Raw genomic sequence first — 20,629 nt, forward strand, 5'->3', positions numbered from 1 at the left:
CGCCCGTGGACGTCGCACTCACCGGCCGGCTCCTGGCCACCCTCTCAGTCCTGGCCGTCGCGTGCGGCGCGGCCGCCGCCGATCAGACCGCCCCGCCCCGAGGGCAGGCGCTGGCCGACCTCCAGCACGCCATCCACCAGGCCGGCGTCGGCCCGGCCACCTGGCACGTGGACACCGTCTCGGCCCACCCGGGCGACACCGTGCAGACCGTCGAGGTGATCGGCGACCTCGACGAAGCCCGCCACATCCTCGACCAGCGCTTCCCCGGCCGGACCCGGGTCGTGCGCGGGCACGTCACCTCCGACCTCGTCTGGCGGCGCGGCCACGACTACCCCCTCGAAGGCGAACTCCAGGCCCTGAACCAGTCCGACTTCCAGGTCTTCAAGACCGGCAGCGCGCCGGACGGCCGCACCACCGTCGGCGTCGTCGGCGATCTCACCGCCGCCCGCGCCTACCTCGACGCCCACTACCCCGGTCGCACGATCGTCCACGGCAACACCCTCTGACCGGAGGGCCTTCGCGTTCATGCGAACACGCGGGTGGGCATCGAGCGGACCGCCCCGTGCAACCGTCTCGGGAACGTGGTGGCATCGTCAGCGCCCTGACAGCGTCTGCGCCGATCGGCCCCGGCTGCTGACTCCGCCGCGACGGCATGCTCGTGCCCTGCCGCTCGGACCCGGTGGGACATCGGGATAATGATCTCGGATGTCGGCTGGTGCTGGGCGAGGGGCGGGCGGGGTGCGGATCAACGTTCTGGGGCCACTTCAGGTCGTACGGGGTGGGGACGGGGCGGCCTTCGAGGTCGGCGGGGCGCGGCTTCGGCTGCTGCTGCTCCGGCTGGCTCTCGACCCCGGGCGCGTGGTCACCCGTGAGCGTCTGGTGGACGACCTCTGGAGAGACACCCCGCCGGAGGAGCCGGTCGGCGCCCTGCAGTCCCTGGTTTCCCGGCTCCGCCGGGCGTTGGGGGGCGACCGGACGGTGATCGGCTCGCACCCCGCCGGATACCTGCTCGACCTGCCCCGGGGGAGCGTGGACGCCTGGGACTTCGAGCAGCGGGTGGCGGCGGGGCGGGCGGCGCTGGCGGCGGGCGGGTTCACCGAGGCGGTCGCTTCGCTGGGCGGGGCGCTGGAACTCTGGCGGGGAACGCCGTTCGCGGACGCCGAAGGCGTCGGGTTCATCGCGGCGTCGGCGGCCCGGCTGGCGGAACTGCGGCTGTCGACGGTGGAGGATCGGGCCGACGCTCTCCTCGCGCTCGGCGGGACCGACACGCTGCCGCGCCTGGTCGCCGAGCTCACCGGGCTCTGCGTCGCACACCCGCTGCGCGAGCGTGCCGCCGTCAGGTTGATGCGCGCACTCCACGCGGACGGGCAACAGGCGGCGGCGCTGGAGGTGTTCGAGCGTACCCGGCGGGCCCTGGCCGAGGAACTGGGTGCCGACCCGTCCGCCGAACTGCGGGACGTCCACCTGCGGGTGCTGTCCGGCGCGACGTCGCCTACGCCGGGGCCGGCCCCCGCGTCCACCGGGAACCCGGGCCGGCGTGCGGCACTGCCCACCTGGCTCACCGGCCTGGTCGGCCGCGACGAGGCACTGGCGGCGGTTCAGGAGCGCCTGCACCGGTCCCGCCTGGTGACGCTGACCGGGCCGGGCGGTGTCGGCAAGACCCGGCTGGCGGTCGCGGCCGCGACCGCCGCCCCGACCGCAACGGACGTACGGCTCGCCGAACTCGCGGGCGTCGACGGGCCCGACGGAGTGGCCCAGGTCGTGCTGACCGCCGTCTGCCGCCCGGCGGACGCCGGGGTGCTGGCCGGCGGCCTGCCCGCCGGCGATCCGGCCGGGGATCCCGTCGACCGGATCGTCCGGGCCCTGGAGGGCCGTGAGGTCCTGCTCGTCCTGGACAACTGCGAGCACCTGATCGAGGATGCCGCCCGGTTGGCCCATCGCCTGCTCGCTGCCGCGCCCCGGCTCACCGTGCTGGCCACCAGCCGTGAACCGCTCGGTGTCACCGGCGAGGCGCTCTGGCCGGTGTCGCCGCTCGCCGTGCCCGAACCCGGCGGCACCGCGCAGGAGGCACTCGCGCACCCGGCCGTCGCCCTCTTCACGGAGCGGGCTGCCGCAGCCTGCCCCGGATTCACCCTGGACCACGACACCGTCGAGCCGGTCGTGCGGATCTGCCGGGAGCTGGACGGCCTGCCGCTGGCCCTCGAATTGGCGGCGGCCCGGCTGCGGGCCCTGAGCCCCGGGCAGGTCGCGGCGCGGCTGCACGACCGGCTCCGGTTGCTGGACCGCGGCTCACGCACCGCTCCCGACCGGCACCGCACGCTGCGCGCCGTGGTCGACTGGAGCTGGGAGCTGCTCGACGAGGACGAGCGCGTCCTGCTGCGACGGCTCTCCGTGTTCGCCGGCGGGGCGACCCTCCCCGACGCACACCTGGTCTGCGCCGGGAACTGGCCGGGCGGGCCGACGCCCGACCCGACGGTCGTGGAGGACCTGCTGGCCTCCCTGGTCGACAAGTCCCTGGTCGCGACCGTCGGCCGGGAGACCGGGACGGTGCGCTACCGGCTGCTGGAGACGGTCCGCGCGTACGCCGCCGAACGGCTCGTCGAGGCCGGCGAGGACGGCCCGACCGGCGCCGCCCACCTGCGCTGTTTCGTCGAGCTCGCCGAGAACGCCGAACCCCGGCTGCGGACAGGCGGCCAGATCGGCCGGCTGGCCCGGCTCGACGCGGAGCAGGGCAACCTGGACGCGGCGCTGCGCCGGGCGGTCGCCGTCGGCCCACCGGAGCACGCGCTGCGGCTGACGGCCGCCCGGGCCTGGCCCTGGCTGATGCGTGGTCAGGGCCGTGAGGCCGGTGAGTGGACGGCGGCCGTCCTCGCGGCCCACGGCTACACCCCGCCGTCCGGTTTGGAGCAGGCACACGCCCTGTGCGTGATCCTGGCGCAGCTCACCGCCCCGCTCCGGGAGCCCGGTGACGCCGTGATCCCACCGGAGGCGATGGGCGCGGCGCTGGTCACGGCGCAGCAGGCCGATCACCCGGTCGCCCTGGCCGCCGCGCTGCTGCTCGCCATGGCGGGGCCGCCGGACGCGGTGGGCGCGACGGCGGAGCGGTTCGGCGAGCACCCCGACCGGTGGATGCGGGCCGCCGCCCAACTGGTGCTCGGCCGGATCGAGTTGGGCGCGGGCCGGATCGGGTGCGCCGAGCACTGCCTGCGGACCGCGGTGGACGGCTTCCGGGCCCTGGGCGACCGTTGGGGGCTGGCCATGGCGCTGGTCACGCTGGCCGCGCTGCTGTCCGTCACCGGCGCGGCCGACGAGGCGCTCGCAGCGCTGGCGGAGGCCGGTGAACGGGACGCCGAGATGGGCGGTTCCGGGGAGGCGCCGTTGTCACTGCTGCTGTCGGGCCGGCTGCGGGCGCGCTGCGGCGAGCCGGCCGCGGCCCGGGTGGACCTGGAACGCGCGCTGGCCGCCGCCGAACGGGCCAGGGACCCGCACCTGCAGGCCGCCGCCCGCTACGCGCTCGGTGAACTCGCGCGTCGCGCCGGGGACGTGGAGGCGGCGCTGCACGGCCAGCAGGAGACACTGCGGCGGCTGGAACGGCTGCCCGGGAGCGGGCCCGGCGCCCCGGCGCGGCTGCACCTGCTCGCCCTGCTGCACACCAGCCTGGCCCGCACCCAGCAGCGGCGCGGCGCGCCGGACGCGGCCGGCCCGCTGCACCGCCGGGCCCTGGAACTGGCCGCCGGGAGCGGCGACCAGCCGGTGCGGGCGGACGTACTGGAGGGGTTCGCCGAGTACTGCCTCGCGCTCGGCGAGGCGGCGCGCGGCGCGGCGGCGCTGGGCGCGGCGTACGGCCTGCGCGGGGCCCACGACGCGGGCGATCCGGAGCTTCGGGCCGTCCTGGACGGCTGCGCCGAGACCCTCGGGGAGGCCGGTTTCCGGGCCGCCTGGGAGCGCGGCCGGGCGTTGTCGCGGCCGGAGTCGCTGGCCCTGGAGGCGGGCTGACGGCCCTCCGGAGCACGGCGGCCGGGTGGGCGCGCCCGCCGCGCCACCCGGGGAGGGCGGCGCGGCGGGGCGGATGCGCGATCAGTCGCTGAACGGCGGCTGGGTGGGTGTGCAGACCGTGCCGGGGGCCGGGAGGACGCCGTCGATCAGGTAGCGGGCCTCGTACCGGGCAGCACACTCACTGGGGTTGGCCAGCACGGTGTGGCCGTAGCCGTCGACGGTCAGCAGCTCCGCGCGGGCGAGCGAGCGGGCCATCGCGCGGGACCCTTCGTAGGGCATGGCCGGGTCACCGGTGTTCGCGACGACCAGGATCGGCCGGGCGGTCGGACGGTTCCACGGGCCGTCGTACCGGTCGCGGTCCCGGGCGGGCCAGTCGGCGCAGCGCTCGTCGGCCCAGGCGAAGTACGGGCCGGCCTCGCCGGAGCGGGCCCGGGCGAACGCGGCCAGGGCGGGGTAGTCGGCCCGGGCCGGCGGGTTGGCACTGTCCGAGCACACCACCGCGAGCATCTGGTCCGGCGGCTGGTGGAAGACGGGCGGCAGTGGTGCGGTCGGGGCGGCAGGCGCCTCGGTGGCGGCCCACAGCGCCTGGAGCGTCGTGCCGAGCCGGCTCCAGCCGGTGTCGGGAATGCCCGGGACGGGGTTGGTGGCGTAGAGCGAGGGGATCGTCACCTCCAGGGCCGAGCCGGCGGGGAAGGTCATGCCGCCCATCACGACCGGCCGGGTGCGCAGCCGCTGGAGCAGCTCGCCGTACCTGGCCCGGGTGGCGGTGGCCGTCCCGGCGGAGAAGGCGCAGGTCTGGGAGCCGACCTGGGCGCACTGGTCGAGGAAGGCGTCGAGGATGCGGCCGGCGGCGACGTCGCTGCCGTTGCGCAGCAGGGCGCCCACGGTGGCGGCCTGCCCGCCGCGGCCGGTCGACCAGGCCACCGGGTCCGGGGCGCTGTCGAGGACCATGGCGCGGACCCGTCCGGGGAACAGGTTGGCGTAGGTGGCGCCGAGGTAGGTGCCGTACGAGGTGCCCAGGTAGGTGAGTCGTCGGTCGCCGACCGCTCGGCGGAGCAGGTCCATGTCCCGGGCCACGTTCGCGGTGGAGATGTGCGGCAGCAGGGCGGGGTTGCGGGCCGCGCACTGCCGGGCGAGGCGCTGGTAGGCGTCGTTCCAGGCCTTCTGCTGGTCCGCGCCCTCGGGGTAGCCGGCTGCGGTGCCGGCCAGCAGGGCCTGCTCGTCCTCCGGTTTGTCGAAGCACTGGACGGGAGCGCTGCCACCGGCGCCGCGCGGGTCGAAGCTGACGATGTCGAAGCGCTTGCGCACGTCCTCGGGGAACCGGCCGAGCATCTTGGGCAGGGCCACGGTGCCGGCCGCGGCCGGGCCGCCGGGGTTGTAGAACAGGGAGCCGATCCGGTGCGCGTGGTCGTCCGCCGGGTGCCGGATGACGGAGAGGTCGATCCCGGCGCCGCGCGGGTCGTGGTAGTCGAGCGGCACGCGGGCGGTCGCGCACTGGAAGCCGTCCCCGCACGTCGCCCACGTGAGTCGCGGCACCGGGGCGGCGTCCGGCGCGGCCACGGCGGTCGCCGGACACACCGCGGCCAGCAGCGCTGCCGCGGCGGCGCCCGCGCCCAGCCTCCACGAGGCCGCCGAGCGTCGGGCTGCGGTGCGGGACGCCTTGGGCCGGCGCGGGGCTGCGGCGCGGCCGGTGGGAGGGGAGGTACGAGTCACGCGAGTGCCCTTTCGTCAACGGGCCGGGCAGTCGTGCGCGCTCCTCGGTCGCGGCGTACCCCCGGCACGTCCGACGGTTCCGCACCCCGCTGGCAGACCGCTGGCAGACCGCTGGCATCGGCTCGGGCGCCGGCCGGCAGCGAGGGGGAGGCGCGCCACCGCACCATGGCCTGCTGGCTCGCCGCCTCCGCCTCCGCTGCGGCCTGGCGCGCGACCGCGTGGGCGGCGCGCGAACGGGTGTGAGAGGCATCCGCAATCCCCGTGCGGCGCCTGACATTTCGCCGTTCCGGTAGGGCGCGCGGAGTGGGGCAGCGGGGGTTCGGCGTCGGGTTGTCGAGGTCGGCGCGCGTCTCGCCGGAGGCGTGCCGAGGTGGAGTGGCCGGGCTGCGGTGTGGTCGGGGCGGCGACGGTTGTGCGGGTCAGCCGGGCCTGTTCGCGTGGGGGAGCTGGCGGCGACGGAACGGCTGTCGGCTGGCCGCCCGGATGAGACGTTGACCATCGTCCTCGCCCGTTGACCACCTGATCGACGGACAGGCGCCGCTGCCGTTCCGCGTCGGAAGCGTCGGGTCAACGTCGGGTCAACGTCGTGGTCGGCCGGCAGGTCCTGCGGTGAGGATGGATGCCGCACCGGCCCAACCGACCGAAGGGGAAGACATGCAGTCCAAGCCGGGGCGCCGAGTCGCGTCCCTCGTCGCGGTGGTCGCACTGGCCGTCACAGGGGTGGGGCTCGCGTCGGGAAGCGCGTCCGCCGCATCCGGATCCGACTCCAATTCCGCGTACGGCGTGGATATCACGGGCTGGCACGGGCTGGACACCAACCCGACGGTGTCTGCCCGGCTGTGCAACTACCAGAGCTCGACGAACAGCTTCTACTTCTGGATCAAGGACGCGCAGAACGGTCAGAACATCACCAGTCCGGGCCACATCACCCCCAACCTCGCGCCTGGACAATGCGACTACGTCTCCGGCGAGGACTACGGCGCCGACGCGATCCAGGTCTATGCGAGGTCCGGAAACGCGTGGACCTTCGGCACCGACCCGATCTATCTCGGCTGAAAGCCACTGCGCCCGCACCCGCTGATCGCCATGTCCGGGTGTGCAGGCCGCCGTCAGCGCCTGCGCGTCGGCCACACTCGCCGCAGCCTCGACGGCCTCGGCCGCCACGCCGTTGACGGTCACCCACGACGTCCGGTTCGACTCCTGCGTGACCCCGGCAACGGGAACACCGACGTGGGTGCCGTCCAGATCGGCATCGACGCCGCCACCGCGGCGTTCCAGTACGACCTCGGCCCGCAAGTCCCGATCAACACCTGGGAGACCAGGAGACCGCGCGTGGGGTCCGCCAGCACGCCTGACACGCACCGGGGGCGGGCCACCACCACACATCTACCAAGGGAGAGCAGCATGCGAATCAGGAAGACTCTCGCCGCCCTGGCCGTCGCCACCACGGCGATGGTCGGCGTCGGCGTCGCAACCGCCGGCACCGCGTCCGCCTCCGACAGCGGCTCCGACAGCGCCACCAGCACTGCGGGCGCGTGGTACCAGGTCTACGCGAACGGCCCGACCGTCGGGTGGCACGTCAACGCGGGCAACACCGACGAGCGGTTCTGGCTGACCGCCGGGGACACCTGCGGCCACACCTACAGTTGGAACTGGAACGACGTGACCGATTCCCAGTGGAACAACGCGTGGTGGCAGTTCCCGTGCAACCTGTCATGGGCGCACCTGTACCCGACGAACAGCGGCGTCCAGTCCGGCCGGACCGTCTCGCGGTGATCCACCTCGGGGACATCGTCATCCTGCTGCCCGGCGGCATGACGGGCGGCTGAGCGCCGCGCGCTGGCTGGTGCCTCCTCACCACCGGCTGATCTCGGCCCCACACCGTTCCCCACTACGGTCCTTGTGGACGCACCTCGGAGCTAACGGCACCGGGTGTGCACATAGGGACGCCAGCCCGGCCCCTACCGCGCCCCAATTCGCCGGGGCCGGGCTGACCCCCACTCGGATACGACGAAGCCGGCCCTGCCCGATCGGAAACCGTGATCCGCCGGGCAGTGATCGGCATCATGGTCCGCCGCCTCACCGGCGAGACCGCGCCCAGCAAGAGTCCGGGGACGGCCGGCCTGGCGTCCTCGGCCGCCTTGCCGATGCCCACTGCCTCGGTCGCTTCGGTCGCTGCTGCCCCGGCCGCCGGGGTCGCCGGGGTCGGGCCGACTGCGACCGGGCCCGGACGGCGAACCGGCCGTCCACCCGGCTGTGCCGTGCAGCGGTGCGGGCGCCCGGTCAGCCACCGGATCGGCGGCCGGTGCGTCCCGCCAAGGCTCGGCGGCCGCCCGCTCCACCTCGGCGGCTGGTGCGCCCGGCGGCCACGGCCTGGTTGAGGTGGTGGGCGAGTCCGGGCAGCTGCCGGGCGGGGTCGCCGGCGGTGAGGCCGCTCTCGTGGACCAGCACCAGCCCGCCGAGCACCCAGGCGGTGTCGGCGGGCACGCCGCCGTCATCGTCGTTCTCGTCGTCCAGGTCCCGGCCGCAGGGTTGCGGCGGAGAATTCGAGCTCCATGGTCAACGTGCCGTCGCGGGTGAACGCGCACCCGGTGCGCAGCGTCGCGCAGCACACAGACGCCCGAACGATGGGCGTCAGGACGGGCGGAAGTTGGGCTTGGTCTGCAGCATCGCCATCAGTTCCGCCAGTTCGGCCGGGTGGAACGCGGTCTTCGGGACGGCCACCGGGAGTTCGCGGCGGGCGTGCAGGAACAGGTAGTCCTGGTCCTCCGCGAGGCGGCTGAAGCGCGACCAGGCGAACGCCTGCCGACCGTGCACCGTGGTGAAGGCGCAGCCGCTGTCGGCGAAGGTGACGGTCAGCGGGCCCGGGTTGTCGGCCCGTTGGCGGGCGACGCCGAGCCTGGTGGCGAACGACTGCCAGAAGGCCAGCAGCAGCGCAACCACCAGCAGCACCGCGCCGACCGGCCAACGACCCATCACCAGCAGGACGATCCCGCAGATCGCGAGCAACGCGCAGCAGGCCCGACCGATTGCGAAACGGCGCCGGTTCGCCCGCCGCACCCCGTGGTAGGCCTGGTCGGCCGTCAGCTCGTAGGTGACCTGGATGCTCACAGTCCGCCCCCGGTGGTTCGTCCACTACCCCGTGCCGTCATCCTTCCAGGAGCGTGAGCACGCGCCAATCCCGTCACGCCAGTTGTTACACAGCGACTCCGTGACCTGCGGTGGGAGGTTTCGACAGTCGGGTGGTGCGTCCTGTCCCAGGAGCGCTGGTGGGTTCGCCCGCCCAGGTTGTCCATCCCCGGGGGTGGGACCCCCCACCGCAGTAACCCCGCCACCTCCCTGCGGGGCTGTTGTTCCCGGTGGCGTCCAGCGGGTGCTGGACGCCACCAGCCGGCCCGGCCGACGCGGGTGCCGCGTGCGCAGACTACGGGCTGCGTGCCGTCCGCCAGCAGGTCGCGGCTGTGGTCCGGGTCGCGGACGATTCCGATGACGCTGTCGCCGCGGGACGCGAGCATCCGGCCCAGGCGCCGGGCGATCCGGCCGTGGCCGCCGGCGATCACGATCTTCATGTCACTCTCCTCGGGACGGAGGACCGGGTGGGGTGGGTGCCCGGGGTGGTGCCGCGTGTGCGGCATCACCCCGGGGCGCCATGGGCGTGGCGGAACGTCAGAAGACGATGCGGACCTTCAGCGCGGTGCGGTCGTCCATCGCCCGGTAGCCGTCCGGGACGCCGTCGAGGTCGACGGTGCGGTCGAAGACCAGGCCGGGGTCGATCGTGCCGGAGAGGACGTCGGGCAGCAGCTCGGGGATGTAGGCGCGAGCCGGCGCGACGCCGCCGCGCAGCGACACGTTCCGGTCGAACATCTGGCCGATGTCGACGCCGGCGCTGCCGCCGTGCGGCACGCCCACGTAGCCGACCGCGCCGCCGTCGCGGGCGATCGAGATCGCCGTCCGCATCGACTCCTCGGTGCCGACGGCCTCCAGCACGGTGTGCGCGCCCTGACCGCCGGTCAGCTCCTTGACCGCCTCGACGGCGTCGTCGCCGCGCCCGGCGACCACGTCGGTGGCGCCGAAGGCGCGGGCGATGGCGGTGCGCGCCTCGTGCCGGCCCAGCGCGATGATTCGGCCCGCGCCGAGCCGCTGGGCGGCGAGCACGCCGCACAGGCCCACCGCGCCGTCGCCCACCACCGCGACGGTGACGCCCGGACGCACGCCGGCCATCACGGCCGCGTGGTGGCCGGTGCTCATCACGTCGGAGAGTGCGAGCAGACCGGGCAGCAGCTTCTCCTCGCCGGCGGTCTCCTTGGGCAGCTGCACCAGGGTGCCGTCGGCGAACGGCACCCGCACCGCCTCGCCCTGGCCGCCGTCGGAGCCGACCTCGCCCCAGAAGCCGCCCTGCGGGCAGGAGGTGTGCAGGCCCTCCCGGCAGAAGTCGCAGCTGCCGTCGGACCAGACGAAGGGGGCGACCACGAAGTCGCCCGGGCGGAAGTCGCGGACCTCGGAGCCGACCGCCTCGACGATGCCGAGGAACTCGTGGCCGATCCGCTGGCCCGCCGTGCGGGACGCCACACCGCGGTACGCCCACAGGTCGCTGCCGCAGATGCAGGCGTTCACCACGCGGACCACCGCGTCGGTGGGGTGTCGGACGACCGGGTCGGGCACCTCCTCGATCCGGATGTCGTTGGGGCCGTGGATCACGGTGGCACGCACGGAACTCTCCTGGCACTGCTCGGGGCCTGGGCTGGAGCAGTCAGGGTCGTCGTGTACGTGTCCCTGTGTCCAGCTACATCTCCTACAACTCATCTTTAAGATCGACTGATGCTCGATGTGCGACGACTCGTTCTGCTCCGTGACCTCGAGGTGCACGGCACGGTGACCGCCGTGGCCGATCTCCATGGCGTCACGCCCTCTGCCGTCTCGCAGCAGCTGCGGCTGCTGGAAGAGGAGACCGGAACCCGCTTGCTGGAGCGCACCGGCCGTTCCATCCACCTCACGGCCTCGGGTCGTCGGCTGAACGGGGATACCGAGCACGTGCTCGCGGCTCTCGAACGCGCTCGCATCCGCCTGCATGCCGAGGCCGAAAACCCCGCAGGCCCCCTCCGTTTCGCCTGCTTCCCCAGTGCCCTCGCACCGGTGGCCGCACCTCTCGGGAAGGCTCTGGAAGGCACCTGCCCGGAGGTACAGCTCCACATCACCGAGGCCGAACCCGAGGCTGCCGTACGACTGCTGCTCCAGCGCCGCGCCGACCTCGCGCTCGTCTACCGGTATGACAATCTGGCCACGCCCCCGCCCGCGGGTGTGGAAACCCGGACACTGCGAACCGACCCTTTGGTCGCCGTCCTGCCCCGCGACCACCCCGCAGCCCTGTCGGCCCGCTCTCCCATCGCCCTGCGGGAGCTCGCAGACACCCTGTGGACCACCGCCCCGGCGCAGACCGCGTGCGGAGACGCCGTCCTCCAAGCCTGCCGGTCAGCCGGGTTCACTCCCCAGGTGAGGAACATCTGCACCGACTTCTCAGCCATGATCGCTCTCGCCGAAAGCGCGGGCCACACCACCCTGATCCCCCGCATGGCCGCCACACGCCTACCGCCCGCACTGATTGCGCGACCGGTGACCGACGGCACCCTCGCCCGCACGATCGAGATCGCCGTTCGCCACGACACGGCACACGAACCCGCGATCGCCGCCTGCCTCAACACGCTATGCACGCTCCTGCAAAGCTCAGCGTGAGTGGTCGCCGACGGCATAGCGGGGCGCCTGCTGCCACGGTGAGCGGCCGCCCCGGGCTCCGTGCGGAGACGGGCGGCACCGCGCCCGACGCGACGGGCGGGGTGGGTGCGGTGACCTCCGGGCGGTTCAGCACTGCCAGAGGAGGGTCGCCTGGGCGCAGGGCTCGCAGGCGAAGGCGTAGGCACAGCCTCCTGCGCCGACGTTCATGGCGGCGGAGTGATCGGGGCCTTCTTGGAGAGCCACCACACGCTCCAGATCGCCGAGCTGGCCGAACAGGCCGAGCGGGCCGGCCTGTTCGAACGTCGCACGGTCGCATCGGAAGACGAGGTCACCGCAGTCCGTCGAGCCCTCACACGGTCGATCAGATCCGTTCCGCCCCCGAAACGGTGGCCGTGTCGCTTCAGCTGGGCTGCCGGCCGGACGACCGGCCGGCAGCCCAGCCCGCTTCTCCACCTATCCAGGAGGGTTGTTCGAAATCCCTGAAGGTCAGATGGGTGGCATCAGATCGCTCTCGCTGATGGTGTACGTCAGCGGGGGGTAGATGAAGTCCGTTTCATTGTTCTCACGGCGCCGTAGCTGGTAAAACTCGCGCCTCTGCTCATCGTCGGCCGACATGAGGCGCGGACCCTGCGGAAGGTATGCATTTCCGTCGTGAAAACGAACGAAGGTCTTTGATGTTCGAAAGGTGACACCCAGCCATTGATTGTCCGTCGTCCGGACGGGCGTGTCCAATACGATTTTGTGCCTGAGTCGCCGATTCGAGTCGACGGAAAACGCGACGATACTGTTGTGGGTGAGGGGGATCTCGAACTTCTCGCCACCGGAATCCTTTGATTCGAAGATCAGCTTCCTCGGTGGGCGCGCTTCGGGATGTTGATAGCAGGAGAAGACGGCGATAAACGACTCGTCGGCCAGATCGAGGGCTTGGTCGGAATGGCTGCCCATGGTCGTGTAGGCGTTCGTGTAGCTCTCGATGAGAGCGTTGTTGAAGCCGACCGAAAGTGCCGCACGTTCTTGAATCTGCTGCGCCAGCCGTTCGTGCACCGCCCGGAAACGTTGCGTCGGGCTGCTGTATCGAGTCGTCGTGCGTACGAGAGGCGCGCCACCCGCCTTGTCGATCTTGGTAAGCACGGCGCCTCGCCGGCCTTTTCCCACGTCTTCCAAACGAGCCGACGCGGACAGCTCCGCGAAGAGATTCTCCTCGGTTGGCAAGGCGCACGAGAGGATCTCATCCGAGATCCTAGACTCGGGGGGCACCGTAGTCTCCCGTGTTCATGCTGAAGAGGAATTCGTCGCCGTAATCAATGAAGGACGAGGTCCTGTTCTCCTCGGCGTACAGCCTGCGCAGCTCGTCCATGCCGGCCGGTGTGGGCGGCCCCAGCTTCACCAGATCTCCGGCCACCTTGAGGAACGTGTGGCCGTTCTTGTGAACGGCTTCGGCGCTCGAACAGCGCACCACGTATCCCAGGCGGGTCGGGAGCAATTCGGCGTCCAGCGTTGCGGGCCGGATTTCATGCGTATACAGGCGGTTGGTGGACAGCGGCATGAAGAACACGGAGCCGGGGTAGAGGGTCATGGTGAACTGCGGGGGGAGCGCGACCCCGTCGCGTTCTCCGGTCGGCTCCTTGAGGCGGAAGTGGAGTTTGGTCAGACCGCTGGCACCCTTCACGCCATAGTCGAAGGCGTCATCGGCCAGGGGCTGCAGCTTGTCGAGCTGGTCGTAGAAGGTGCAGAAGGCCATGATGCCATTGACGGGCATGTCCTTGGTCTTGTCGGCATGGGCCGAGATCTTGGCCTTGGACTGCTTGCGCTCGGCCGTGGCAGGGGTGTTGTGGTAGATCTGGGCGAGGACGTGATTGAGCGGTGCCTGGTTCCGGAAGACGGCGGCGGCCTCGCGGTTCAGATCCTCGACGATGCGCGTGTCGGTCGGGCGGAAGCTCTCGGTCGGCCCCGAGAGATTCGTGGAGCAGCGGAGCAGGTGGAAATGTAGTTCGTCACCGTTTCGCGTGACAGGCGTCAGATAGATTCCGCTGCGATGGGCTGTTCCAGGTTTGGTGGACTCCGTCAGGGACTGGAACGCGTGCTCCGCGCGGATCCGTCCGAAGTGATCGGCGCCGAGTCCGAAAAAGCGGCGGTAGTACACGCCGACGCCGTGCATGCGGACGGGAACTCGGCCGAGGTCGACGAGGGTCCAAGGGTTGTCGACGTCCTCCTGGTAACCGTGTGATAGCTCCCGGATAACGAATACCCGGGCAGCCGCATGCAGTTGGCGGCCGCTGATCCCGGATATATCGCCACACAGGTAGACGGTTTTCTGCGCGAGGTCGGGCGAACCGGAAGCAAGATCCCCTGGCGTGATCGTGGACCCGAAGAAGTCCCTGATCAAGTCATGATCTTGCAGCGTCGAGGGCGCGACCAAGATGTTGCTCGCGTCCTCGATGCGGGCTTCTGTTGGTTCTGTTGTGTACATCAAACGGTACCTGCCATTCGCAGATCTTGGTGGATTGCTCAAAACCGTTGACATGGCAACGGCCCGCACTCTTCCATTCGCATTGCGAATGCGTGAACGAAAGGAGGCGGACCGTTGAACCCTGATGCTCTCATGGGGGCTCGACGGCGGGCAACGGGTTCTGCCGTAGGGGCGGTGCGCGGAACTGCTCGGCGAGGTCGTGAGGCCGGGCGGGCGGCCTGCGGCGATCGGGCTGTACCAGTCGGTGACGCCGGTGGTCTGCCTGACGCGCGAAAACCTCAGGCAGGAGGTCGCGGGTGCGGTCAGATGACCTTCGGCTAGATTGCCGTCCTGCCCTTGGCTGCGGGTCCGATAGTGGAGCCCGCAGTGCGGATGGCGCGGGTGTCGCAGTCCGTGAACCGCTTCTTCCAGTGCGGGAACTTCGCCCGGCCGTAGCCGTCGAGGGAGCGCGGGGCCTCGACTACCGGCTTGTCCCGTTGAAGTCGCAGGCTGACACCGGCCAGGCCCGCAAACGGCCCGCAAACGCGGGCGAGGTCCGGCACCCAGGTGGGTGCCGGACCTCGCCGACAGTGGAGCGCCAGGCCCGGGTTGCACGGACTCTCCCTACTGAAAGTAGGACGTGCTCTGGTAGCACCGCTGACGCCTGACGAGGAATCATCTCCCTCGCGACGAGAAGAATATTAGCAGGTCAGCAGCCCACCACTGAAGTCGCACCAGCCGGCCCGCTGCGTCAGGTGATCGGCTCCTCGCCCTCCGTGCCGGACAGCCACCTGCCCGTCTGCGTCCGCCGAGTGCGGTCATCGGATGCGGCGGCTTCGCGGGCGGGTGGTCCCGCGGCGAGCTTCGCCGGGGTGCGTCAGCCAGTGGTGTGTGGGGGCAGTAGGAGTTCTGCGAGCAGGCCGCCGCCGGGGGCGGGGGAGAGCCGGGCGGTGCCGCCGTGGAGTTCGGCCACCCAGCGGACGATGGCGAGGCCGGTGCCGGTGCCGGTGCTCGCCGTTCCGGTGACGCGGCGTTCGAAGACCCGGGTACGGTCCTCGGCGGGTACGCCGGGGCCGTGGTCTCGTACGGCGATGCGGCCGGCGGTGACGTTCACGTCGACCGGGGTGCCGCCGCCGTGCCGCAGCGCGTTCTCCACGAGGTTGCGGACCGCCTGGGCGAGCAGTTCGGGGTCGCCGTTGACGATGGCGGCCTCGGTGGTGACGGCGACGCCGGCGCTGTCCGGCAGTTCCTCGACGGTCTGCTCGACCAGCTGGTCGAGCCGCAGCAGGGTGAGCTCGACCTCCTGGGTGCCGGCCTCGACCCGGGCCCGGGCCAGCAGCCCGGTGACCAGCCGGCCCAGGCGGTCGATGAGGCGGACCGCTTCGTCGAGGGCGGCGGGTGCCCGGGTGGGCGAGGTGCTGCCGCTTTCGACCACGAGGCGCAGGGTGGCCAGCGGGGTGCGGAGTTCGTGCGCGGCCTCGGCGAGGAACTGCTCCTGCTGTTCGAGTCCGCGCAGCGCGGGTCGCATGGCCCGTCCGGACAGGAGGTGTCCCACGGCGGCGGCGGCCAGCACCAGGGCCGCGCAGCCCAGGGCCAGCCAGCGGATGAGCCGGTTGTGGGCCGTCTGACTCCGGATGGGATCGGCTCCGACCAGCACGGCGGCGCCGATCCTGTCGTTGTCCCAAACGGGGGCGGCGGCCCACTGGATCTCCCGGCCGCCGGCCTCGGTGCTGACCAGGACGGTCTCCTGATCGTGCTGGACCTGCTGCCAGATGTCGTCCAGCCCGGCCTGGTCGGGCAGCGCGGCCGGGGAGGTGTGGGCGTAGCGGATCTGCGGCCGGCCCCGGGCGGGTGCCTCGAGGACGCCGAGCACTTCGGCGCTACGGGCCAGGTCGTCCTCGGACAGCGCGTCGAGGTGCAGGACGCCGCCGTCGTAGTACAGCGTGCGGGCCAGGCCGTCCGCCCGGTGGCTGACGTCGTTGTCGAGATCGTTCGTCCGGGAGCGAGCGTCGGTGCGGACGGCGAGGACAGCGAGGACCAACAGGCAGACGGCGGTCGTCGCGGCGAAGAGCAGGGTCATCGCCCACCGGACGCGGTGCAGGCGTGCGACGGCGGGACTGGGCGGCATCACAGGTCCGTGGCGGGGTCGGCGAGCCGGTAGCCGACGCCGCGCACGGTCAGGATGAGCTCGGGTGGGCCCAGCTTGCGGCGCAGCTGGCCTATGAGGACGTCGACCACGTTGGAGAGCGGTTCGGTCTGCTCGTCCCAGCAGCGTTCGATGAGGTCGGTGCGGGTGACCACCTCTCCGGAACGGAGCATCAGGACCTCCAGGACCGAGAACTCCTTCGCGGTGAGGGTGAGCAGGACGCCGTCGCGCCGCACCCTGCGGCGTGGCAGGTCGAGCTCCAGGCCGCCGACGCGCAGTTCGGGCAGTCGCGCGGGCTGACCGCGACGGCACAGGGTGCGGACGCGGGCGTTGAGCTCGGCGAAGGCGAAGGGCTTGACGAGGTAGTCGTCGGCGCCGTGCTCGAAGCCGGCCACGCGGTCGCTGACCGCGTCGAGGGCGGTGAGCAGCAGGACCGGCAGGGTGGAGCCCGCCTTGCGTTGGGCGGTGAGGAGCGTGAGCGCGTCCCCGTCGGGGAGGGTGCGATCGGCGACCAGGCAGTCGTAGGTGTTGACCGCGAGCTTGACATCGGCGTCGGCGAGAGAGCCGGCGAAGTCGACGGCGAAGCCCGCCTCACGTAGACCGCGGGTGATCACGGGGCCGAGTTCGGGGTCGTCCTCGAGGACAAGTACGCGCATGGCGGGCGAGCCTACTGGGTCGAGAAGAACACGAACGCCGGGGTGATCGTGATGGGGGTGTTATGCCCGCAGCGGCGAAGGAACTCGTGCGGGCGGCGCCGGGAGGTGCCGCGCCTACCTCATGATCACCTCATGGACCCGCTGGCAGTCTGCGGGCATGGCAAAGATTCGTATGCGTAAGCGCGTCATCGGCGTGACCGCCGCGGGCATGGCGGCCACCGTTCTCGCGGTCTACTGTGTCCAGTCCGCGCAGGGGGCGGACTCCCTCGCTGCGGGCGCTCCGCAGGCGGTGGTGCGCGTCGACCAGGTCGGCTACACACCCGGCGAGGCCAAGCAGGCCTACCTGATGACCTCCGTCTCCGCGTCCAAGGCGTCCTTCCGGGTCCTCGACGCCTCCGGGAAGGAGATCCTGAAGGGCAAGGTCGGCTCCTTTACCGGCGGCTGGAACAGCACGTACAAGGCCGTCCACACCGTGGACCTGTCCCCTCTGACCGAGCCCGGCGACTACCGGGTCGAGGTGTCCGGGCCCGTCACCGCCGTCTCCCCGACGTTCCACATCGCCGCGGCGGACGAACTCTTCGGCAAGCTCATCCAGGACAACGTCCGCTTCTTCCAGGCCCAGCGCGACGGCGCCGACGTGGTCCCCACGGAACTGCGCCGCCGGCCCTCCCACCTGGCGGACCGCCGGGCCACGGTCTACGACACCCCCGCCTACGCCGACGACGAGACGGTGCTGACCGCGCCCCTCAAGCGCGTCTCGGGCCCGATCGACGTCTCGGGCGGCTGGAACGACGCCGGCGACTTCCTCAAGTTCACCCACACCGCCTCCTACTCCACCGCGAGTCTCCTGCTCGCGCACCGCACCACATCCATCGGCGGGAAGGAGCTGGCCGCCGAGGCACGCCACGGGCTGGACTGGCTCGACAAGATGTGGGACGACGAGTCGCGCACCCTCTACGTCCAGGTCGGACTCGGCAAGGGCGACACCGCCGACGGCAGCGGCAAGATCAGGTCCGACCACGACGTGTGGCGCCTGCCGGAGGCCGACGACGCCCTCGACGTCAAGCCCGGTGACCCCGACTACCTGATCAAGCACCGGCCGGTCTTCCGCGCGGCACCACCCGGCAAGCCGATCAGCCCCAACCTCGCCGGACGCGTCGCCGCCACCTTCGCCCTGGCCGCCCAGCTGGACGCCGCCGAGAACCCCGAACGGGCCCACGAGGAACTCGAGAAGGCCGCGCACATCTACGCCCTCGCCGACACCGCCCCCGGCGACCAGCTGGTCACCGCCTTCCCCCACGGCTTCTACCCCGAGGCGTCCTGGCAGGACGACATGGAATTCGGCGCCGCCGAGCTCGCCCTCGCCGCGAAGGCCCTGGACGACAAGCGCGCAGCCGACTGGACCGGGCAGGCCGGACACTGGGCCAAGCAGTACATCACCTCGGACAGCCTCGGCACCCTCGGACTCGGCGACGTCAGCGCCCTCGCCCACGCCGACCTCGCCCGCCTGCTCGACGACGGCCCCGCCCGCACCGAAGTGACGCACGAGCAACTCGCCGCCGACCTCAAGCGCCAGCTCGACGACGGCAGCGCCCGCGCGGCCCGCGACCCCTTCAGGGCCGGCGCCGTCTACACCGACTTCGACTCCGTGCCCCACACCTTCGGCCTGGCCGCCACCGCCCAGCTCTACCACCGGGTGACCGGGGACTCCCGCTACGACGCGTTCGCCACCCAGCAGCGCAACTGGGCCCTGGGCGCCAACGCGTGGGGCTCCTCCTTCGTCATCGGCGCCGGAACCACCTTCCCGCACTGCCCTGAACACCAGGCCGCCAACCTCGCCGGCGACCTCAACGGTGAAGGCGACATCCTCCTCGGCGGCGTCGTCAACGGCCCCAACGCGGCGGACAAGCTCAAGGACCTCAACTCCTTCCCCACCATGCGCACGTGCCCGACCAACCAGGGCGACAACCCCTTCGCCGTCTTCGACGGCCGCGGCGGCGGCTTCATGGACCACGTCGGCGCCTGGCAGACCGTCGAATCCGCCGACGACTTCACCGCCACCGCCCTGCTCGCCTTCACCCTCGCCGCCACACCCCGGGACGTCGGCACCAAGCCCAACTGACCGCACCAGGGCCACAACAACCTGCCTGTCACGGCACCTCCGGAGGGCCGATGCGGCGCAGCTGCGCCGGGTCCGCCGCGAGCGGCTTGCCGTCGATCCGCGCCATCCTGGCCTGCGCGTGCTCCTCGGTTGCATCGGCGGTCCGGTCGGCCACGGCCGTGTACCAGCGGTGCTGGAGTTCGCGCAGGTCAGCGGGGAAAACGGTGTCGGACACCGGCCCGTCGTAGGTCGCACGCCCGTGCGGCCGAGAGGGCGACCCGCCACCGGCCGCCCGGCCGCCCGGCCGTCGACGCCGTGCACGCCCACACGCCCGCCCCGGCGTGGCTGCCGACCGTACGGATCGCCGCCGTCGTTCCCGAGGATCCGCCCCACCCCGAGCCGTAGGCCGGCGGCGGGGCGGGCGCCGGCCGGTGCCCCGGCCACAGATGGCATGTTCGCGACTGAAAGATTGCAGGTCAAAGCCCTGGCCACCGTTGACGCGCGGGTCTAGCATTCCCGACACGGCGGCCCACCACAGCACCACCGGGCCGCCGGCCAGCGCAGCCGCGCCGTGCCCCCGGCGCGGCCGGCCTCCCACGGCCGGGTCCCGCGGAACGCTCCCCCCTCGTTCCCCGGGCCCCGGCTGACGGGGACGTCATGCGGGTGACGGCTGCCGTCACCCGCGCGACGCCGGTGTGGTCAGGCCGTGACGTGGTACCAGTAGCCGCCGGTGCGAAGGCCGACGTAGTGGACGTTGGTGCCCGTCTCCTTGGCCTCGTACATCATGTCCGCGCCGGTGCCGGGGTCCGTGCCGGCGTAGAGCACGACGTGCGTGGTGGTGTGCGCGTCCGTCCCGAAGTACTCGACGTCGCCGGGCCGGCGCTGGGACTCGGCGATCGGCGTGAGGTGCCGGTCCAGGGTCTGCCGGCTGGTGTCACCGCCGTTGGCGAGGTCGATGCCGGCGCCGAACCAGAAGGCCGCCCGGACCAGGCCCGAACAGTCCAGGCCGACGGTGGTGTCGGCCGGGCAGGGCTGGGTCGAGCCGTGGTAGTCGTCGCAGGTGCCGAGCGACGGGCCGGGGCCCTCGCCGTGCAGCGAGTGGCCGCCGCCCCACACGTACGGGAGGCCCAGGTAGGACTTCGCCGCGTTCAGGACCTTGGCGGGGTCGACGGGGCCGCTGGGCAGCGGGGTGGGGGTGCTGGCGTAGAGGGCGTTCTTGGTGCCCGTGCCGACGACCCCGTCGATGGTCAGGCCGTGTGAGGCCTGGAAGTTGCGCACGGCCGTGTCGGTGGCCGGGCCGAACTGCCCGTCCACGGTGAGGCGGCCCGCGTTGAACTTGTTCAGCATCGTCTGCAGGGTGCTGACGCACGGGCCGGTGGCGCCGGTCCGCAGGTCGCCGCACTGGGTGCGCAGGTCCACGGTGCCGGAGGCGGCGGATGCCGCCGCGTCGAGCGCCGACTTGGTGGCCGGGCCGACGATGCCGTCGGCGGTCAGGGCGTGCGAGGCCTGGAAGTTGCGCACGGCCGTGTCGGTGGCCGGCCCGAACTGCCCGTCCACGGTGATCCGGGCGCCGGTCAGGTTGAGCTCCAGCTGGAGCTGGGTGACGCAGCCGTCGGCCTCGCCCTGCCGCAGGTCGGCCGGGCACGACGGGGAGGTGAGGGGGATCGGGTTCGGCGCGGCCGTGGCGGGTGCGGCCGCGGCGGCGTACGCGCCGACGCCCGTCAGCACGGCCGCCAGGGCCAGGCCCAGCGACAACCGGCGCCGGGTGGGGAGGAGGGTACTCACAGGAGGTTCTCCAGGTTCATGATGGTTCGTCAGACAGGACAGGGTGCTTCACC

General features: G+C 72.2%; 16 protein-coding genes. 6 read left to right on the forward strand and 10 right to left on the reverse strand.

Annotated elements, in window-relative coordinates:
* Positions 1 to 5 precede the first annotated feature (5 nt).
* Together ACH4E7_RS31870 and ACH4E7_RS31875 are read left to right on the forward strand one after the other, a co-directional pair.
* Positions 6 to 506: a hypothetical protein gene (locus ACH4E7_RS31870; RefSeq protein ID WP_396252631.1), complete on the forward strand. Its 501-nt coding sequence runs from the start codon at positions 6 to 8 to the stop codon at positions 504 to 506.
* Positions 507 to 738: 232 nt separating this feature from the next.
* On the forward strand, positions 739 to 3,996 hold the full coding sequence (locus tag ACH4E7_RS31875) for a BTAD domain-containing putative transcriptional regulator (RefSeq protein ID WP_396252632.1): 3,258 nt from the start codon (positions 739 to 741) through the stop codon (positions 3,994 to 3,996).
* Positions 3,997 to 4,077: 81 nt separating this feature from the next.
* On the opposite strand, the gene ACH4E7_RS31880 is transcribed toward ACH4E7_RS31875, so the two are convergent.
* Positions 4,078 to 5,709 carry an alpha/beta hydrolase gene (locus ACH4E7_RS31880; protein WP_396252633.1) on the reverse strand — a complete coding sequence of 544 codons (1,632 nt, stop codon included), beginning with the start codon at positions 5,707 to 5,709 and terminating at the stop codon, positions 4,078 to 4,080.
* Between the two features lie 654 nt (positions 5,710 to 6,363).
* Between ACH4E7_RS31880 and ACH4E7_RS31885 the strand changes: the two genes are divergently transcribed.
* Both ACH4E7_RS31885 and ACH4E7_RS31890 read left to right on the forward strand, forming a co-directional pair.
* Positions 6,364 to 6,765: a hypothetical protein gene (locus tag ACH4E7_RS31885; RefSeq protein WP_396252634.1), complete on the forward strand. Its 402-nt coding sequence runs from the start codon at positions 6,364 to 6,366 to the stop codon at positions 6,763 to 6,765.
* Between the two features lie 348 nt (positions 6,766 to 7,113).
* Entirely contained in the window at positions 7,114 to 7,485 is a 372-nt protein-coding gene (locus tag ACH4E7_RS31890) for a hypothetical protein (protein WP_396252635.1), read from the forward strand.
* Between the two features lie 507 nt (positions 7,486 to 7,992).
* Here ACH4E7_RS31890 and ACH4E7_RS31895 read toward each other — a convergent pair.
* From ACH4E7_RS31895 to ACH4E7_RS31905, 3 genes are all read right to left on the reverse strand, one after another.
* Entirely contained in the window at positions 7,993 to 8,196 is a 204-nt protein-coding gene (locus tag ACH4E7_RS31895; RefSeq protein ID WP_396252636.1) for a hypothetical protein, read from the reverse strand.
* 147 nt (positions 8,197 to 8,343) lie between these two features.
* Positions 8,344 to 8,820 (reverse strand): YcxB family protein, encoded by a 477-nt coding sequence (locus ACH4E7_RS31900; protein WP_396252637.1) that lies wholly within the window; start codon positions 8,818 to 8,820, stop codon positions 8,344 to 8,346.
* A 555-nt stretch (positions 8,821 to 9,375) separates the two neighbouring features.
* Entirely contained in the window at positions 9,376 to 10,419 is a 1,044-nt protein-coding gene (locus ACH4E7_RS31905; protein ID WP_396252638.1) for a zinc-dependent alcohol dehydrogenase family protein, read from the reverse strand.
* A gap of 108 nt (positions 10,420 to 10,527) precedes the next feature.
* On the opposite strand from ACH4E7_RS31905, the gene ACH4E7_RS31910 reads away from it, so the two are divergent.
* Positions 10,528 to 11,439 (forward strand): LysR family transcriptional regulator, encoded by a 912-nt coding sequence (locus ACH4E7_RS31910; RefSeq protein ID WP_396252639.1) that lies wholly within the window; start codon positions 10,528 to 10,530, stop codon positions 11,437 to 11,439.
* Positions 11,440 to 11,925: 486 nt separating this feature from the next.
* Here the strand turns inward: ACH4E7_RS31910 and ACH4E7_RS31915 are convergent, their stop codons facing one another.
* The 4 genes from ACH4E7_RS31915 to ACH4E7_RS31930 all read right to left on the reverse strand — a co-directional run bounded on the left by ACH4E7_RS31915 (position 11,926) and on the right by ACH4E7_RS31930 (position 16,690).
* Entirely contained in the window at positions 11,926 to 12,696 is a 771-nt protein-coding gene (locus ACH4E7_RS31915; protein WP_396252640.1) for a hypothetical protein, read from the reverse strand.
* Positions 12,680 to 13,909, reverse strand: a complete 1,230-nt coding sequence (locus ACH4E7_RS31920) for a hypothetical protein (protein WP_396252641.1) — start codon at positions 13,907 to 13,909, stop codon at positions 12,680 to 12,682. Before ACH4E7_RS31920 ends, ACH4E7_RS31915 begins: the two co-directional genes overlap by 17 nt.
* Before the next feature lie 856 nt (positions 13,910 to 14,765).
* Positions 14,766 to 16,016 carry a sensor histidine kinase gene (locus ACH4E7_RS31925; RefSeq protein ID WP_396252642.1) on the reverse strand — a complete coding sequence of 417 codons (1,251 nt, stop codon included), beginning with the start codon at positions 16,014 to 16,016 and terminating at the stop codon, positions 14,766 to 14,768.
* A complete protein-coding gene (locus ACH4E7_RS31930) occupies positions 16,016 to 16,690 on the reverse strand; it encodes a winged helix-turn-helix domain-containing protein (protein WP_396252643.1) in 675 nt (224 codons plus the stop codon). Before ACH4E7_RS31930 ends, ACH4E7_RS31925 begins: the two co-directional genes overlap by 1 nt.
* A 157-nt stretch (positions 16,691 to 16,847) precedes the next feature.
* On the opposite strand from ACH4E7_RS31930, the gene ACH4E7_RS31935 reads away from it, so the two are divergent.
* A complete protein-coding gene (locus tag ACH4E7_RS31935) occupies positions 16,848 to 18,812 on the forward strand; it encodes a glycoside hydrolase family 9 protein (RefSeq protein ID WP_396252644.1) in 1,965 nt (654 codons plus the stop codon).
* A 28-nt stretch (positions 18,813 to 18,840) separates the two neighbouring features.
* Here ACH4E7_RS31935 and ACH4E7_RS31940 read toward each other — a convergent pair whose 3' ends face one another.
* Positions 18,841 to 19,026: a hypothetical protein gene (locus ACH4E7_RS31940; protein WP_396252645.1), complete on the reverse strand. Its 186-nt coding sequence runs from the start codon at positions 19,024 to 19,026 to the stop codon at positions 18,841 to 18,843.
* A gap of 464 nt (positions 19,027 to 19,490) precedes the next feature.
* On the reverse strand, positions 19,491 to 20,576 hold the full coding sequence (locus tag ACH4E7_RS31945) for a peptidoglycan-binding protein (protein ID WP_396252646.1): 1,086 nt from the start codon (positions 20,574 to 20,576) through the stop codon (positions 19,491 to 19,493).
* Positions 20,577 to 20,629 lie beyond the last annotated feature (53 nt).

Source organism: Kitasatospora sp. NPDC018058 (genome assembly GCF_044327205.1).
Taxonomy (GTDB): Bacteria; Actinomycetota; Actinomycetes; order Streptomycetales; family Streptomycetaceae; genus Kitasatospora.